The sequence below is a fragment of the Myroides odoratimimus genome, assembly GCF_001485415.1.
Classification (GTDB): domain Bacteria; phylum Bacteroidota; class Bacteroidia; order Flavobacteriales; family Flavobacteriaceae; genus Flavobacterium; species Flavobacterium odoratimimum.
Genome location: NZ_BCMQ01000002.1, coordinates 88,294 through 105,932, shown reverse-complemented (window position 1 = coordinate 105,932; position 17,639 = coordinate 88,294). Strand labels below are relative to the sequence as shown.

Below are 17,639 nucleotides of genomic sequence, written 5' to 3'. Positions count from 1 at the left end.
GGAAGATGAATAAATGAAAGAAGACCTTACCTTACCTAACATACATAATACCATAGGCGAATTGGGCATTTGTGTCTTGATTCCCACTTATAATAACCACAAGACTTTACGGCGTGTTATCGATGGAGTATTGTCTTATACGAATAAGATAATTGTCATTAACGATGGCTCTACAGATGATACCTCAGCTATTTTAGCAGATTATAACAGAGAGTTGCATACTATTCATTTACCAGAGAATAAGGGGAAAGGAAATGCACTGACTGTTGGGTTTAGAGAAGCTATACGCCAAGGGTATCAATATGCTATCACAATAGATAGTGATGGACAACATTATCCGAGTGATATTCCTGTGTTTGTCCAGGCGTTGATGGAGAGTGAAGAGAAGAACCTATTGCTTATTGGTTCTCGCAATATGGAGCAAGAGGGTGTACCGAAGAAGAGTAGCTTTGGCAACCGATTTTCTAACTTTTGGTTTTGGTTTGAGACGGGTATTACTTTGACAGATACTCAATCAGGGTATCGCTTATATCCTTTGCAGTCTTTGGCAAAGAAATATTACACAAATAAATTTGAATTCGAAATAGAGGTTATTGTGCGAGCAGCATGGAATGATGTAGCTGTGCGCAATGTACCTGTACAAGTACTCTATGATGAGTCTGAGCGGGTATCTCACTTTAGACCATTTAAGGACTTTACGCGTATTAGTATACTGAATACAGTTTTGGTAACCTTACTGTTGGTCTATATTATCCCAAGGAATTTTTTTAGACGTTTCAAAAAAAAAAGGTTTAAAGATTTTTTGAGAGAAGATATACTAGGAAGTGATGATTCGAATAGGGTCAAAGCGATATCTATAGGACTAGGGGTATTTATCGGTATAGCGCCACTGTGGGGACTACAGTCGTTCTTATCTATTTTTTTAGCTATCACATTCAGGTTGAATAAAGTGTTGGCATTTACGTTTTCGAATGTGAGTATACCACCGATGATACCTATTATCGTATTTGCATCTTTGCAGCTAGGATATTATTTGGTTCCACATGGGACGAAAGATATTATCTTAGATGAGTATTCTATAACCTCTATGTCTGCACACTTAGTACAGTATCTAGTGGGAAGTATCGTCCTAGCAAGTGTAATGAGTGTACTGTTCGGAACAGTGAGTTATGTATTATTATCTGTATTCAATAAAAAAAGGAAGTAATGTCAAGTGTATTTTATCATATTTATAAATGGGGAGAGAAGAACAAAGTAATGTTCTTTATACTATCCTTACTTTTTGTGGTATTAACAGCTTATGGGGCTTTAAATATTAAGTTTGAAGAGGATATCACTCGTATATTACCAAAGAATGAAAAGACAAGTATCACTTCGAAAGTACTTAGTCAGCTGCGTTTCTCAGATAAGATATCAGTTATCATAGAGAAACAACAAGAGGGAACTACAGAAGACTTAGTGACGTTAGCTGATCAGTTCTTAGATTCTCTAGCGGTGAAGAACGAATATGTCAAGTCTATACAAGGCAAGGTAGATGATGAGAATATCAATGAAGCAATTAACTTTGTCTATGCACACTTGCCCCTGTTTTTAGAAGAAAGTGACTATGAAAAAATAGCTGTCAAACTGAATAATGATAGTTTAAAGCAAGTCGTAGAAGCCAACTATAAGACGCTAATCTCTCCTACGGGAATGGTAGCGAAGCAGTTCATACAGCGAGACCCAATGGGGATAGGCTTTATGGCACTACAGAAGCTGCAACAACTCAATATCGGTGATGACTTCCACCTTGTGGATGGGTATATCATGAACAAAGATGAGGATAAGCTACTCTTGTTCATTGATCCTGTATATGACGGTACAGAGACGGAGCACAATACTATTTTTATCAACTATTTAGAAGAGGTAAAAGAGAGCTTGAATGGAACGTATGCTGATAAAGTAAGTGTAGATTATTTCGGAGCTTCTTTTGTAGCTGTAGCTAATGCTAAGCAGATCAAGAGTGATATACAGAAGACCGTAGCTATATCTGTGACAGTGCTCATGGTTCTATTAGTAGCCTTTTATCGCAAACTATTTATTCCAGTCATACTGTTTATACCGACTATATGTGCTGCATTAGTAGCCTTGTTTGTCTTGTATTTTATCAAGGATTCTATATCTGCTATATCGTTGAGTGTAGGGGCTATATTGATAGGAATTACGATAGACTACGCCCTGCATATTATGACACACTACAAGCATAGTGGAGATATAAAAGAAGTGTATAGAGAGATCACTAGACCTATCATAATGAGTTGTGCTACGACAGCCATTGCCTTTTTATGTCTAGTATTTGTGCATTCAGAAGCCTTAAAAGACTTGGGAATATTTGCGTCTATTACAGTGATGGCAGCAGGTCTATTCTCCTTGCTATTCATACCTCATCTGTATAAACCGTCTGAGAAAGATTTGGTAGGCAAGTCGAATACACTAATAGATAAAGTAGCTAAGTTTCCCTTTGATAAGAGTAAGTGGTTGTTTGGACTATGTCTTTTAGCGATTGTAGTAAGTTGTTTTACTTTTGACAAGACTACTTTCGATAAGGATTTGTCTTCGATGAACTACTTTCCAGAAGAATTAAAACAAGCAGAAGAAAAGCTCAATAGTACCTTAGATAGCAATAGTAAATCCTTGTATATAACGTGCTATGGAGAATCTGTAGATGATGTGGTAGAAGATAATGCACGACTAGCTCAGCACTTAAAGAGTGAGAAAGCAGATGGACATATCTTGCAGTATAGTTCACTAGGCAATATTGTATTATCTAAGAGTCAACAAGAGCAGAAGATTAAGCTTTGGGACACATTCTGGGCAAAGCAAAATATATCAAGTATAAAGCATACACTGATCAGAGAAGGACAGCGATATGACTTTATGGAAAGTACGTATGAGGGGTTCTATGATTTATTAGATACGAGCTTTGGTGTTATTCCAATTCAAGAATATACAAAGTTGAATCCTCAGATTATGGATGAGTTCTTCATAGAGAAGGATGGATTCTATACAATTAATACGTTGGTCAAAGTACAAGAAAACAATAGAGTTGCATTTGTCGATGAGTTAAAAGGGCCAGAAGAGTATTTGGTGATTGATAGGAAGGCTATTAATGAGACTTTCTTGAGTAATCTGGTGAAAGACTTTACGAGTTTGGTCAATTATTCTTTGATTGCTGTATTGTTGATTCTATGGTTTTTCTTTAGACGTATAGAGATGGTACTAGTGAGTATGGTACCGATCATTATTACCGGATTTATTACTACAGGTCTGATGGGACTGTTTCACATAGAGTTTAATATCTTTAGTTCGATCGTGTGTACCTTGATATTCGGTCAGGGAGTGGACTTCACTATATTTATGACCAGTGCCCTACAGAAAGAATATACAACGGGTAAGAATGAGAGTGTGATGTATCGTTCGTCTATTATCTTGGCTGTATTGACAACACTATTAGCTATAGGTACACTGATATTTGCGAAACATCCAGCCTTGCGTTCTATCTCTGTAGTGTCTTTGATAGGATTGTCTGTATCGGCTATTTCGGCATTTGTATTATATCCTCGTTTATATCGCTTCTGTTTTACAAATAGACAGCAGAAAGGAAAGTCACCTATTACGTTGCGTTTATTATTGTTTAGTATTGTATCATTTACCTATTTTGGGGTATGTGGTGTATTGTACTCTTTTATTGCAAGGATATTGATGTTCATATTGCCTATGCGAAAAGTAGTTAAGTTGAGGTTGTTTGGCAAGGGAATGTCTTTGTATATGGCTTCTGTATTATACTTAAACCCATTTGTGAAAAAAGGGATTATCAATAAGCAAAAAGAAGACTTCAAGAAGCCAGCAGTTATTATAGCTAATCATACGTCATTCTTAGATTCATTGACGATAGGAATGGTTAACTCAAATATAGTCTATCTAGTGAATGACTGGGTGTATAAGTCACCTATCTTTGGTAGAGCGGTACAGATGGCTGGGTTCTATCCTGTATCTAATGGGGTAGATAACAGTGTAGAGCACTTAGAGGAACGTGTGAAACAAGGATTCTCGTTGATGATATTTCCTGAAGGAACACGCTCATTGACCAATGATGTACAGCGCTTCCACAAAGGAGCTTTCTTCTTAGCAGAGACCTTGAAGTTAGATATTATACCTATGTATATACATGGGAATGCTGAGGTTAATGGAAAGAGAGATTATATCATATATGGAGGGCACATTATTACTACAGTAGGAGAACGCATTACTTATGAAGATAGATCGTATGGTGAGGATTACTCAGAGCGAACAAAGAAGATAAGTAAATTCTACAAAGAACAGTTTAGAGCTATTAGAAGACAACTAGAGGATAAGAATTACTTTAGACGTAAATTGTTCTTAGGATATTTTTATAAAGAAGGCAGTATCTTGAAAGAGGTGAAAGATGATTTTAAGCATTATGCAGAGGACTATTATGAATTGGATAATCACTTGTCTGACAAAGAGAAGATATTGCATGTAGGAGAGGACTATGGACAGATTAATTTCTTGTTAACTTTACAACAGAGCAAGCGCAAAGTGTATGCTTATATTCAAGATGATTACAAGCGTAGCGTAGCACAAACCAATTATGTAACAAAGTGTAGAACGGTAGAATATATAACTGATGTATTTGAAATAGATGGTAGTGTCAATACGCTGTTAGTATCTACAATAGTAAGTGGTGAAGTACCTACTACTATCCATAAGATAGTAGTGTTACATAGAAAAGTAAAGGAGTATGTACCTGATAGAAGTTTCAAATTATCTGTACAGAATGAATATATCAGTGTGTATCTAAGAGAATAAAAGTTATGGAGAAGAAGTATGATGTAGTTGTGATAGGAAGCGGTCTTGGGGGATTAGCTTCTGCTGTAATATTAGCAAAAGAAGGAAAGAAAGTCTGCGTACTGGAGAAGAACACACAGTATGGAGGTAACCTACAGACGTTCGCTCGTGATAAGTCTGTGTTCGATACAGGGGTACACTATATCGGAGGTCTAGATGTCGGTGAGAATCTGTATAAGTATTTCTCTTATCTAGAGATTATGGATAAGTTGAAACTATATCGCTTAGATGAGAATGGATATGACTTTATCTCCTTTGAAGACGAAATGATTGATTATCCACATGCACAAGGGTATGAAAACTTTGTGCAACAATTACTTGTGTTCTTCCCTGAAGAAGAGGTCGCACTGCGCAAGTATTGTGATACTATCAATGATATCTGTCACCGCTTCCCGATGTATTACCTCGAAGGGGGGAAAGGATATGACGAGAATATCGTAAGTATTAAGTTGATCGATTTCTTAGATGAAATAACAAGTAATGAAAAGTTAAAAGCAGTGCTTATAGGTTCTAACTTTTTATACGTAGCAGATAAGGAGAAGACCCCCTTATATGTACATGCCTTGACAGTCAATTCTTACATACAGAGTGCTTGGAGATGTGTCAATGGAGGAAGTCAAATCAGTAGAGCACTTATCAAAGTACTGAAGAGTTATGGAGGAGAGATCTACAAGAATAAAGAAGTTGTAGGTTTTGTTTTTGACAACCAACAATTGGCATCATGTAAGACAGCAGATGGGATGCAGTATACGGCAGATCAGTTTGTTTCTAATATTAACTTGAAGCACACGATACGCATGGTAGGGACAGAGAGTTTCTCTAAACCATTTGTAAAGCGTATTATGAGTCTAGAGGAGGTACCTTCGGTATTCTCACTTTATATTGTATTTAAAAAAGAGTGCTATCCTTATCAGAATAGCAACATATACTATTATAACAGTATAGATGATGTATGGGATACACATCAAAAAGCTGAAGGTAGATGGCCTAATTTGTTAGTAGCTTCTATGAACTGTACTTCTCCTGCACAAGAATGGGCAGATAGTATGACAGTGATGACCTATATGGATTTCGAGGAAGTCAAACAATGGGGAGAGACATACAATGTATCGACTATTAAGAATCTAGGAACTAGAGGAAATAGCTATGAGGATTTCAAACGAGAAAAAGAGCAACTTCTATTAGCTAAGTTAGAGTCTAAATATCCTGGTATCTGCAGGGCTATAAAGAGTGTTCATTCCTCTTCGCCCTTGACTTATAGAGATTTTATAGGGTCAGAACGAGGAAATATGTACGGATTTATCAAGGATGCTAATATCCCTATGAAGACATTTATCTCTCCGAGATCGAAGATAGGCAACTTATTCTTCTCAGGGCAGAATGTGCGTATGCACGGAGTAATGGGAGTGACTATAGGTGCATTTGTAACTTGTCTAGAGATGGTAGATAAAGATTCTTTGCTAACGAAACTCAATAAGTATAGAGATGATGAAGCATTGGTATAGATATATTGGGACTCTAATTATATGTGCCTTATTAGGAAGTTGTGGTGTAAAGAAAGGATTGAAAGATATTCCTATTCTTGAAGGATGGGATGCCGCTACGCCAGAAGTTAGTATCATACAGGATAGTATTCGCATAACTGATAAAGGCTTTTTAAGTAAGAATAAACAACAATTATGGGAATTGTATGTTAGTGGTGATCCTTATCAAATTGGATTAAATACAGGAGCTCTAACAAAGGATTTGTATCAAAAGCAAGAAACAATCTTCTTCTCAAAAGTAGAGGAGTTTGTACCAGCAGGATTTAAGCAAAAGATGTTGATTAAACTATTGAAGTATTACAATAGAGACTTATATCAATATATTCCGAATGAATACAAAGCTGAGATATACGGACTAAGTAACTATGCTACTACCCGATTTGATTTCTTAGGACCAGCTTACCAGCGCAATCTTTATCTTCACGGAGCGCATGACATAGGACATGCTTTTCAGGATCTAGCTTTAGTAGGATGTACATCTCTTGCAGTATGGGATGAGAACTCTGCTGATGGTGGTTTGTTGATAGGGAGAAACTTTGACTTTTATGTAGGAGATGATTTTGCGGAGAATAAAATAATCGCTTTTATACAACCTGAAAAGGGAAATGCGTTTATGTCTGTGACGTGGGGAGGTATGACAGGTGTGGTATCAGGAATGAATGAAAAGGGACTGACTGTAACACTAAATGCAGGAAAGTCTTCTATCCCACTGAAGGCAAAAACACCTATCTCTGTAGTTGCTCGTGAGATACTACAATATGCTGACAATATAGAACAAGCTATCGCCATTGCTAAAACGAAGAAAGTATTTGTATCTGAGTCTATCATGGTGGGGAGTGCAGCAGATAGGAAGGCAATATTGATAGAGATAGCACCAAAGAACTTTGGGGTATATGAAGTGCCTAATAGCAGTGCATTAATCTGCTCGAATCACTTTCAAAGCGATGCCTTTAAAAAAGATAAGCGAAATAAAAAACAAATCGAAGAGAGTCACTCGCAATACAGATGGGATAAGGTCAACGAGTATGTACATAATGCTGAGGTGTTGACTCCTCAGAAGATGGTTGATATACTAAGAGATACAAAAGGACTGAATGGAAAGGAAATAGGGTATGGAAACGAGAAGGCGTTAAACCAACTATTAGCACACCATGGCATTGTCTTTCAACCAGAGAAAAGACTGGTATGGGTGTCGTCTAATCCTTATCAACTGGGAGAGTTCGTGGCTTATGATTTAAACAAGATCTTTAGTAAAGAAAATAAGGATTATCACTTAGGTGTAGATAGTTTAACGATAGCGAAAGACCAGTTTATCGATAGTAAAGCATTTAGAGATTATGAACGCTTTAGAGTGGAAGACCACGTCTTTCAGAAAGTGATCAAAGAGAAACAAGAAGTCTCAGAGGAATACATTAAAACGTATCAGGCGTTGAATCCTGAGTATTGGTTAGTGTATTACCGTACAGCATTGTATTATATGCAAAAGAAGCAGTATTCTTTAGCTCGTGAGGAGTTTAATACAGCGCTGACTAAAGAAGTGACAACCTTACCTGCCGAACAAAAAATAAAGAAGTATTTAAAGAAAATAAGAAATAAGTAATGGAAAGTTCTCGTATAGATTATCAATCTAAAGAAGATATTCTGAAATATCAAGAGCAAAGGCTACAAGAAGTCTTAGCTTATGTCAATGAATACTCTCCTTTCTATAAAACTTTGTTTAAAGAGAAAGGTATTGATATAGCTACTATTAAAACAATAGAAGATTTACAGCAATTACCTTTGACAACTAAAGATGATTTGCAGAGACAGAATGATGCTTTCTTCTGTGTACCTAAAACTTCTATTATTGATTATGCCACTACTTCGGGAACATTGGGAGACCCTGTTACATTTGGGTTGACCGATGGTGACTTGGAGCGATTAGCAGAGAATGAGTATCAATCCTTCAAATGTGCTGGGGTACAACAGGGGGATGTGGTACAACTAATGACTACCATAGATAGACGATTTATGGCCGGTTTGGCTTATTTCTTAGGGTTGAGAAAGTTGGGTGCAGGTGTTATTCGTGTAGGTGCTGGAATACCACAGTTGCAATGGGACTCTATCTTACAATATCAACCAAAGTATCTAATAGCTGTTCCTTCATTTTTATTGAAGTTGATAGACTATGCCGAGAAGAATGACATAGACTATAATAACAGTAGTGTAAAAGGCGTAATCTGTATTGGAGAAGCGCTTCGTAAGGATGATTTGACACCTTCTGTTCTGGCTCAGCGAATCACAGAGAAGTGGGATATTAAATTATATTCAACATATGCTTCTACAGAGATGGGAGCGGCATTTACAGAATGTGAGTTTACACAAGGAGGACATGTGAATCCGGAGTTGATTATCACTGAAGTATTAGATGACGAGAATCATGTAGTAGCAGATGGAGAATTAGGAGAGTTGACGGTGACTACATTGGGGGTTGAGGCGCTGCCTTTAATCCGTTTTAAGACAGGTGACATGGTGCGTAAACATGTATCTCCTTGTCGTTGTGGTAGACATACTTATCGCTTAGGACCTGTAGAAGGACGCAAGAGACATATGATAAAATATAAAGGGACGACATTATATCCACCTGCAATAGTAGATTTGTTGAATTCTTTTCCTCAGATTAAGTTACATCTTATAGAAGTTTCTACAAATGATATCGGAACAGATGAGATAGTAATTCGCATTGTGACTGAAGATACGAGTCAAGAATTCTCTAAGAATATCAAAGATACCTTTAGAGCTAAACTACGTGTAGCGCCTAAAGTAGTCTTTGAAGCATTTGATACACTGCAACCTATCGTGTTTAATCCAATGAGTCGTAAACCTATTACATTTATTGATAAACGCGTTTGATCTATTTAGAAATAGATAGAGTAGTAAAATATTATATTAAATATCAGTAGATAAATGGCCTTAGTATTTATCTTTGTAAAAAATTTTAAACAAAATGGCTAAGCAAGTTCGCGTGCGTTTTGCACCAAGTCCAACTGGACCATTACACATTGGTGGCGTAAGAACCGCATTATTCAATTATTTATTCGCTAAAAAGCACAACGGAGTATTCTATATCAGAATAGAGGATACTGACCAAAATCGTTTTGTACCAGGAGCTGAGGCTTATATATTAGAAGCTTTAGAATGGTTAGGGATTTCACCTGATGAGACTATCGGTAAGAATGAAAAGTTCGGACCTTATAGACAGAGTGAACGCAAGGAATTGTACAAACAATATGCTGATCAACTAATCGAGAGTGGATGGGCATACTACGCTTTTGATACTGCTGAAGAATTAGACGAATTAAGAAAAGTAGCTGAAGCTGAAGGAAAGACATTTATATATAATCATACGAATAGAGAGCAGCTGAGTACTTCTCTTAAATTAAGTAAAGAAGAAGTGGATGCTAAGATAGCTAATGGTGAGGCTTATGTTATCCGCTTTAAAACTCCTGTAGGTGAGACTTTACATCTAAAAGATATTATCAGAGGTGATATCAAGTTCGAAACGAGCTTATTAGATGATAAGGTATTGTATAAAAGTGACGGAATGCCAACATATCACTTAGCTAATATCGTGGATGACCACCTAATGGAGACATCACACGTGATTAGAGGTGAAGAGTGGTTACCTTCTCTTCCACTACACGAGTTGTTATACAAAGCATTCGGATGGGAAGCTCCTGAGTTCGCTCACCTTCCTCTAATCCTTAAGCCAGTTGGTAACGGTAAGTTATCTAAGCGTGATGGAGATAAACTAGGATTCCCTGTGTTCCCATTAGATTGGCAAGATCCTACATCTGGAGAGAAGTCTTCTGGATATAGAGAGAGAGGATTCTACCCTGAGACTGTGGTGAACTTCCTTGCTTTATTAGGATGGAATGATGGTACAGATCAAGAGATTTTCTCTTTAGAAGAGTTAGTAGAGAAGTTCGATTTAACACGTGTACACAAGGCAGGTGCTAAGTTTGACCCAGAGAAGAACAAATGGTTTAACCAACACTATCTGAAGCTACAGAGCGATGCTGACTTAGCTAAGGCATATCAAGTAATCTTAAAAGATAATGGTATCGAAGCTACAGATGCTTATGTAGAGAAAGTAGTAGGATTAATCAAAGAGAGAGCAACATTCGTAGCTGATTTCTATGAGCTGAGTGATTTCTTCTTTGTAAAACCAACAGAATACGATGCTAAGGCATTAAAGAATTGGAAAGAAGATACATCTGATATTATGACACAAGTGTCTGAAGTAATAAAAGGTATCGAGACATTCGAAGCGAAGAATATAGAGTCTATCGTGAAGGATTGGATCAATGAGCAAGGTATCGGAATGGGGAAAGTGATGCAACCACTTCGCCTTAGTCTAGTAGGTGCTGTGAAGGGACCAGACTTATTTGACATCATCGAGATGATCGGTAAAGAGGAGACTATAGAGAGAATAGCTATCGCTGTAGAAGCGAATAAATAAGATATAGAAGAGGTATGAACATCGTTTATACCTCTTTTTTATTATTACATATTCTGTGATATTTTGGATATAAATGCCTAAATTTAGGTGTGTATTAAAACGTAATGCTATGAAAAAGGTCGGTTATATTATTTTATTTCTATTCACAGGTTTAGTATTTAATGGATGTTCTAGTGATGATAATGGTGGCTCTAGCGCTGAGAGCGAGTGGATAAAATTTGTTCAAAAGCACTTGATTGGGGAATGGACACCTCAGCAGATAGAGGTAAAACCCATTATAGGACAGGCAGTATTTAGCTCTCCTTATCCTCATACTCCTAACTGTAACAAAGATCTATTAGTCCTTCAAAAGGACTTTACAGGTAACTTCGATCACTATGTACAGGGCTGTCAGGTGAGCAAAACCAACTTCAAATGGAATCACAGATTAGGCGAACTGAGCTTTACACTAGAGAATGGTAGTGAGATACCGATGATCTTATTAAAAAAGTCAGAGAAGGCTCTCGTACTTGCAGTTCCAGCTAAGGCTGTAAAAGAGTATCTTATCCCTTTATTTCCAGACATAGAGTATATAGAGGATAGTCAATTGAACCTGCTTTTTGCTAATATTATACTGACAAAGTAATAAATAATGAATTATTCTTTTAAATAAGGATATAAATATTTATTTTAACAGAATAATTCATAAAAATTGCACTATGACACCAATGTACTTTATAGTCGGAGCGGTAATTATACTATTACTTCTTGGCTTTTTTACGGTGAAGCAGCAGTCAGCTGTGATCATTGAACGATTCGGAAGATTTAATAGTATTAGACATTCTGGATTACAAATTAAAATACCTTTTGTGGATAGAAAGGCAGGAGTAGTAAATCTTCGTATCCAACAATTAGATGTATTAATCGAGACTAAAACGAAAGATAACGTATTCGTTAAACTGAAAGTTTCTATTCAGTTTAAGGTTATCCAAGATAGAGTAGAAGATGCGTTCTATAAGCTAGAATATCCTCATGATCAGATTACTTCGTATGTATTCGACGTAGTGCGTGCAGAAGTACCTAAGCTGATCTTAGATGATGTGTTCGAGCGAAAAGATAATATCGCTATCGCGGTGAAACGCGAATTAAATGAGGCGATGACAACGTACGGATATGATATCATCAATACACTAATCACGGATATCGATCCTGATATCCAGGTAAAAAATGCGATGAACCGTATTAATGCGGCGGATAGAGAGAAAGTAGCTGCTGAATATGAAGCAGAAGCAAGTAGAATCCGCATCGTAGCAAAAGCAAAAGCTGAGGCTGAATCTAAGCGCTTACAAGGACAAGGTATCGCTGATCAACGTAGAGAGATCGCACAAGGGCTAGTAGAGAGTGTGGATGTATTAAATAAAGTAGGTATTAACTCACAAGAAGCTTCTGCCCTAATCGTGGTTACACAGCACTATGATACGTTACAGTCTGTAGGAGCAGATAGCCGTTCTAACTTGATCCTATTACCAAATGCACCATCAGCAGCGAGCGATATGCTTACGAATATGGTAGCTTCATTTGCAGCTAGTAGCAAGATAAAAGAAATGAGTACTGTAGAAGGTGTTTCTAAGCGTTCTGAGGACTTTTCTTCTAAAGAATATAATGATTACTCATCAAGCTATGAAGATGGCTTAGAAGATGAATAAATACAAAAAGGGCTCCATATAGATGGAGCCCTTTCTTATTAAAAAACTATTTGTTTTTAGTTCTATTCTTAAAGAAGTATTTTAAAGCAGTTGTTATTAAAAACGCTTGAATATTACTCGAACCTTTTACATAAGATGTAACTGAGCCTAATGTATTTCTAACGACTCTATCAGGTGATAATTCTGTTTTTATATTATCTACTGCTCTAAAGACTTTGTGATAGTGTATATCTTTTTTCAGTTTTAGAACTTCTAGATCATATTTGATTTCTTCAAAAGAAGAATAAGACTTTCTCATCGTACCAGTTTTAATCGTTAAATATTATCTCAGATAACTTTCTAAGAAATGGTTTCTCTACTAGAGGTTTTCTAAATAGATAAGCTAATACAGCTATCAGCATATAGAATGCTGCTACTATTAAAAAACCTAGAGCTGTACTCTCAAGACAAGCTGCTAAAGCATAAGCTGCAAATAAAGATAAGAAAAGTAGAGACATCATAACAAACAGACATACTAGAAGTAAAGTCATAAACTTGCTCCCAGCTTTGGCTGTAATTTTAAACCCCCATAAGCGATAGTAATCTAAACTTGTATTGATAAACTCTTCAGAGTTAGTCTTAATGTCGTCTAGATTCTCTTTTATATCCTTAAATGCCATTTCTTATATACTACTTGATTACTTCTTAGCGTTTTCAGCTATACTGTTTCCTTTAGACTTTAACTCTGCTAATTTTTTTTCTAAAGCAGCGATAACATCATCTTTTTTGTCTTCTGTATGAGCTAAAAACTCATCAAATCCAGCTTCGAAATCTTGTTTCTTTTTTGCTACAGTTTGACGTACTTGTTTTTTTAATTCATCAATTTTATCACTTAAATCATCTTTTGACTCATTAAATGTTTTTTTGATTTTTTTACGTGTTTTTTTTCCTTCGTCAGGTGCAAATAATATTCCTAGACCTGCTCCTACTACTACTCCAGCTAATACTGCGATAGTTGTATTTCCTAAATGATTTGACATAGCTTTTAATTTTTAAAATGATTAATACTCTAAGGTATAAAAAAAGCAGTGTTTTAACCGTTAATTTTTAGTTAAAACACTGCTTTTGTGTAATTTTTATAGAAGTATTACTTTTGTTCTACTTTTGCCCAAGTATCTCTTAAACCTACGGTTTTATTGAATACTAGCGCTTCTGGAGTACTGTTTTTATCTACACAGAAATAGCCTAAACGTTGGAATTGGAATTTATCTCCTTCTACCGCTGTACTTAGACTTGGTTCTAGATATCCTTTCACTACCTCTAATGAGTTAGGATTGATAAAATCTAAGAAGTCTACCTCTTTATTACCATCTGGGTTCTCATCTACGAATAGACGGTCATAGATACGCACTTCTGCTTCTACTGCATGAGGTACAGATACCCAGTGTATAGTTCCTTTTACTTTACGTTTGCTCGCTTCAGATCCACTACCACTTCTACTGTCAGCATCATAAGTAGCGTGTATCTCAGTAATGTTGCCATTCTCATCTTTTACTACGCTTTCACCTTTGATGATATAAGCATTTTTAAGGCGTACTTCTTTTCCTAAAGTCAATCTAAAGAATTTGCTATTCGCTTCTTCTTTGAAGTCTTCTCTTTCGATATAAAGCTCTTTAGAGAAAGGCACTTTACGGAAAGTCATTACTTCTTCTTCAGGATTATTCTCTGCATCTAGCCACTCTTCTTGTCCTTCAGGATAGTTAGTGATTACTAGTTTTACAGGATCTAATACTGCCATCACACGAGGAGCTATCTTATTAAGGTCTTCTCTAATGCAGAATTCTAATAGAGATACATCGATAAGGTTATCACGCTTAGCGATACCTATCGTATCAGCGTAGTTTCTAATAGAAGCTGCTGTGTATCCTCTTCTTCTCAGTCCTGATATCGTAGACATACGTGGGTCATCCCATCCTGTCACGTGTCCTTCGCTTACTAGACGAGCTAGCTTACGCTTACTTACTACTGTATGTGATAAGTTTCTTCTAGCGAATTCGCGTTGTTTAGGTCTGATATTATTCTCATCTACCACTTGATCTAAGAACCAATCATATAACTCTCTATGAGGTAAGAACTCTAATGTACAGAATGAATGTGAGATGCTCTCTAAGTAATCACTCTCTCCGTGAGCCCAGTCATACATAGGGTATATACACCAGTCATTATTCGTTCTGTGGTGTGCTTTTTTCATGATTCTATACATGATAGGATCACGCATAAGCATATTCGTATGTGCCATGTCTATCTTAGCACGTAAAATATGAGTTCCTTCTTCAAATTCGCCATTCTTCATTCTCTCGAATAAATCAAGGTTCTCTTCTACAGATCTATTTCTATATGGACTATCTACACCTACTGTAGATGGAGTACCTTTTTGCTGAGCCATTTCTTCTGAAGTTTGGCTATCAACATAAGCTTTACCGTCCTTAATCATTTGGACAGCCCAGTCGTATAGCTGTTGGAAATAGTCAGATGCATAAACTTCATTTGCCCATTTGTACCCTAGCCACTCTACGTCTTGCTTGATTGCGTCAACAAACTCCTGTTCTTCTTTAGAAGGATTGGTATCATCAAAGCGCAAGTTCACAGGCGCATTGTATTTAAGACCTAATCCAAAGTTTAAACAAATAGAACTCGCGTGACCTAAATGCAAATAACCATTAGGCTCAGGCGGAAAACGGAAATGAAGTTTTTCTGTTGGCAAACCATTCTTGATATCTTCTTCAATGATTTGCTCAATAAAGTTTAATGATTTCTCTTTTGTTGACATGGAAATAATTATTATAACTACAAAGGTATCAAAAAACTAATCAAAAGCTGATAGTCTTTTAGCATATTATGAATTATAGGAGGCAAATAATTTGTACTTTTAGCCATTATTAAACAAACAAATGTGTTATGGGAATAATTAGATTAAACAATATTAGAACGTTTTCTTTTCATGGATGTATGGATGAAGAGGCAAAAATAGGTTCGGATTACCGAGTAGATTTAATTGCGAAAGGAGATTTTACGATGGCTGCTTCTACAGATGATTTGAAACATTCTATAGACTATGTTCACTTAAATACAATCGTGAAGGAAGAGATGGCTATTCGATCTAAGTTATTAGAGCATGTAGCACAACGAATCATCGATAGAGTAATCCTAGAAATAAGAATGGTAGAAGAAATAACAGTATTAGTTTCTAAAATAAACCCTCCTGTAGGTGGTGATGTAGAATATGTAACGGTTGAAATGCAAGGAGTTAGATAATATCGTCTTGAATTGTTGTAAAAAAGTACATTAATTGGTTTTGAAATATCAAAATATTTAGTAAGTTTGCAATCCAATTCAAGGACAAGGCTTCGTGTCCGAGTGGCTAGGAAGCGGTCTGCAAAACCGTCTACAGCGGTTCGAATCCGCTCGAAGCCTCAACTAAAGGATAGTGATTTCACTATCCTTTTTTTATGCATTATAGTTAACGTTATATCTTATTATAAAAACAAAGGGATTAGTAATTCACTAAGCCCTTTGCTTTATCTCTTACTCTCTAGATTAGGGAGAGGGAGATTAATATGATTATCTGCAGATTTTGGAAGTATTCCTTTAATCATAATGACTAGCCCGAATACCATAATAACGATACTGCTTATTTTTTTTATCTTTAAGATATTGGTTGCTGTGAGCTTTTCGCGTAGTTTCTTTGCTAAGAATATTTTGAAAAGATCTGTAACGAAGTACGCTAGAATAGTGAACCCAAAGAAGGTAAACATCTTATTAGGATTCATATCCATCTGCGGGCCTAATGTTATAATAATCCCTAACCAAAAACCGAGTACTCCTACATTGATAAAATTAAGTAGGAACCCTTTTGCAAATAAGTTTAAGTATTCTCGTCTTAGATTAGGTGGGGCTATTTGTAAGGTTTGTACTTGTACCTTTTTTAGTTTGATAAAAGAGATAATCCCATAAGTAAGCATAATCATTCCCCCAAAGAGGAATAGTGCAGGGTCATCCTTTATCGCATTGATTAATTTAAAGCTACTAAAGAACGCTATAGCGAAGAATACCGCATCAGCTAATATAACACCTATATCGAAGGCTATAGCTGCCTTAAACCCTCTTGTAATACTTGTCTCAATAAGAATAAAAAAAACAGGTCCGATCATAAAACTCAGAAAGAATCCAAGAGTGACACCTGTTAATAAATCATCAAACATCTTATATAATTAAAAAATGCCAATTCTAGAATTGGCATTTATTCATAATCTTTTGCAAGATACATTTTTTTGTATAAAAACGTATTATTACTAATCTACTTTTTTAATTACTCCACCTAGAACATTCTTTTCATTAATTGTTTTAGGGTTTCCATGAACTCTAATTTCTCCACCTGCTCTCACCTTTGCTTCTACTAGTTCAGTAGCTCTTACTTCTGCGACACCACCAGCATTCACGGTAACGATAGTTTGATTTGTTTCTAAGTCTTGACTCTTTACTTTAGCACCAGAACTATTCAGTACATCTTGTACATTTGCTTTTCCTTTTAGTGTAATAACTGAACCCGCACTTGACTTAACAATTGCTTTGTCTACATCTATATTTAGATTAATCATTCCACCAGTCTTCGCATTTATAGTTAGCGTAGTTGCTTTTATAGGAGTTTCTCCTTTTATGCTAGCACCTTCACCTGCTACTACTTCAGATAGCTTATTGTAGTATAGTTTTACTTTGATATCATCTCCTTGAAAACTATTAATGAAGTTCATCTTTATTTTTAGAACTCCGTTCTTGTTTACTACGTTTACATAGTCTTCTTTATCTCCTTCAATTTCTATTTTACCTTCTTCTCCAGGAACTAAAGTTACTGCAATTTGATCAAAAACATTAACTTTTGAAAAGTCTCCTATTGATTTCGTTTTTTGTGCAAAAGAAATTGTACTTGCCATTACGGCAATGAATAAAACGATTTTTTTCATC

The 17,639-nt window shown here is 36.1% G+C and carries 15 protein-coding genes and 1 tRNA gene; 10 read left to right on the top strand and 6 right to left on the bottom strand.

What is annotated here, in order from left to right:
- Positions 1-13 precede the first annotated feature (13 nt).
- From MODO_RS02645 to MODO_RS02610, 8 genes are all read left to right on the top strand, one after another.
- A complete protein-coding gene (locus tag MODO_RS02645; RefSeq protein ID WP_006257936.1) occupies positions 14-1,207 on the top strand; it encodes a DUF2062 domain-containing protein in 1,194 nt (397 codons plus the stop codon).
- A complete protein-coding gene (locus tag MODO_RS02640; RefSeq protein WP_006257937.1) occupies positions 1,207-4,869 on the top strand; it encodes a 1-acyl-sn-glycerol-3-phosphate acyltransferase in 3,663 nt (1,220 codons plus the stop codon). Before MODO_RS02645 ends, MODO_RS02640 begins: the two co-directional genes overlap by 1 nt.
- A gap of 5 nt (positions 4,870-4,874) precedes the next feature.
- Positions 4,875-6,413, top strand: a complete 1,539-nt coding sequence (locus MODO_RS02635; protein WP_006257938.1) for a phytoene desaturase family protein — start codon at positions 4,875-4,877, stop codon at positions 6,411-6,413.
- Positions 6,397-8,052 carry an acyl-CoA--6-aminopenicillanic acid acyl-transferase gene (locus tag MODO_RS02630; RefSeq protein ID WP_006257939.1) on the top strand — a complete coding sequence of 552 codons (1,656 nt, stop codon included), beginning with the start codon at positions 6,397-6,399 and terminating at the stop codon, positions 8,050-8,052. Before MODO_RS02635 ends, MODO_RS02630 begins: the two co-directional genes overlap by 17 nt.
- Positions 8,052-9,344, top strand: a complete 1,293-nt coding sequence (gene flxY, locus MODO_RS02625; protein WP_006257940.1) for a flexirubin biosynthesis putative acyl-CoA ligase FlxY — start codon at positions 8,052-8,054, stop codon at positions 9,342-9,344. The genes MODO_RS02630 and flxY overlap by 1 nt, the downstream gene beginning before the upstream one ends.
- 94 nt (positions 9,345-9,438) lie before the next feature.
- Positions 9,439-10,953, top strand: coding sequence for a glutamate--tRNA ligase (gltX, locus tag MODO_RS02620; RefSeq protein WP_006257941.1), 1,515 nt, complete (start codon positions 9,439-9,441; stop codon positions 10,951-10,953).
- Positions 10,954-11,062: 109 nt separating this feature from the next.
- Positions 11,063-11,578: a hypothetical protein gene (locus tag MODO_RS02615; protein WP_006257942.1), complete on the top strand. Its 516-nt coding sequence runs from the start codon at positions 11,063-11,065 to the stop codon at positions 11,576-11,578.
- 73 nt (positions 11,579-11,651) lie between these two features.
- Positions 11,652-12,638, top strand: a complete 987-nt coding sequence (locus tag MODO_RS02610) for an SPFH domain-containing protein (protein WP_006257943.1) — start codon at positions 11,652-11,654, stop codon at positions 12,636-12,638.
- Positions 12,639-12,684: 46 nt separating this feature from the next.
- On the opposite strand, the gene MODO_RS02605 is transcribed toward MODO_RS02610, so the two are convergent.
- From MODO_RS02605 to MODO_RS02590, 4 genes are all read right to left on the bottom strand, one after another.
- A complete protein-coding gene (locus MODO_RS02605; RefSeq protein ID WP_006257944.1) occupies positions 12,685-12,936 on the bottom strand; it encodes a DUF6327 family protein in 252 nt (83 codons plus the stop codon).
- Positions 12,937-12,946: 10 nt separating this feature from the next.
- Positions 12,947-13,297, bottom strand: a complete 351-nt coding sequence (locus MODO_RS02600) for a phage holin family protein (RefSeq protein ID WP_006257945.1) — start codon at positions 13,295-13,297, stop codon at positions 12,947-12,949.
- Positions 13,298-13,315: 18 nt separating this feature from the next.
- On the bottom strand, positions 13,316-13,657 hold the full coding sequence (locus MODO_RS02595) for a YtxH domain-containing protein (RefSeq protein ID WP_006257946.1): 342 nt from the start codon (positions 13,655-13,657) through the stop codon (positions 13,316-13,318).
- A gap of 107 nt (positions 13,658-13,764) precedes the next feature.
- Complete coding sequence (locus MODO_RS02590) at positions 13,765-15,447, bottom strand: glutamine--tRNA ligase/YqeY domain fusion protein (protein ID WP_006260462.1); 1,683 nt, start codon at positions 15,445-15,447, stop codon at positions 13,765-13,767.
- 128 nt (positions 15,448-15,575) lie between these two features.
- Here MODO_RS02590 and folB point away from each other — a divergent pair, with 128 nt between their 5' ends.
- Together folB and MODO_RS02580 are read left to right on the top strand one after the other, a co-directional pair.
- Positions 15,576-15,932: a dihydroneopterin aldolase gene (gene folB / locus MODO_RS02585; protein WP_006257948.1), complete on the top strand. Its 357-nt coding sequence runs from the start codon at positions 15,576-15,578 to the stop codon at positions 15,930-15,932.
- Between the two features lie 88 nt (positions 15,933-16,020).
- Positions 16,021-16,091: transfer RNA gene (locus MODO_RS02580), tRNA-Cys, on the top strand.
- Positions 16,092-16,195: 104 nt separating this feature from the next.
- Here the strand turns inward: MODO_RS02580 and MODO_RS02575 are convergent.
- Complete coding sequence (locus MODO_RS02575) at positions 16,196-16,879, bottom strand: LysE family translocator (protein ID WP_006260461.1); 684 nt, start codon at positions 16,877-16,879, stop codon at positions 16,196-16,198.
- A gap of 90 nt (positions 16,880-16,969) precedes the next feature.
- On the bottom strand, positions 16,970-17,638 hold the full coding sequence (locus MODO_RS02570) for a head GIN domain-containing protein (protein WP_006257950.1): 669 nt from the start codon (positions 17,636-17,638) through the stop codon (positions 16,970-16,972).
- Between the last annotated feature and the right edge of the window lies 1 nt (position 17,639).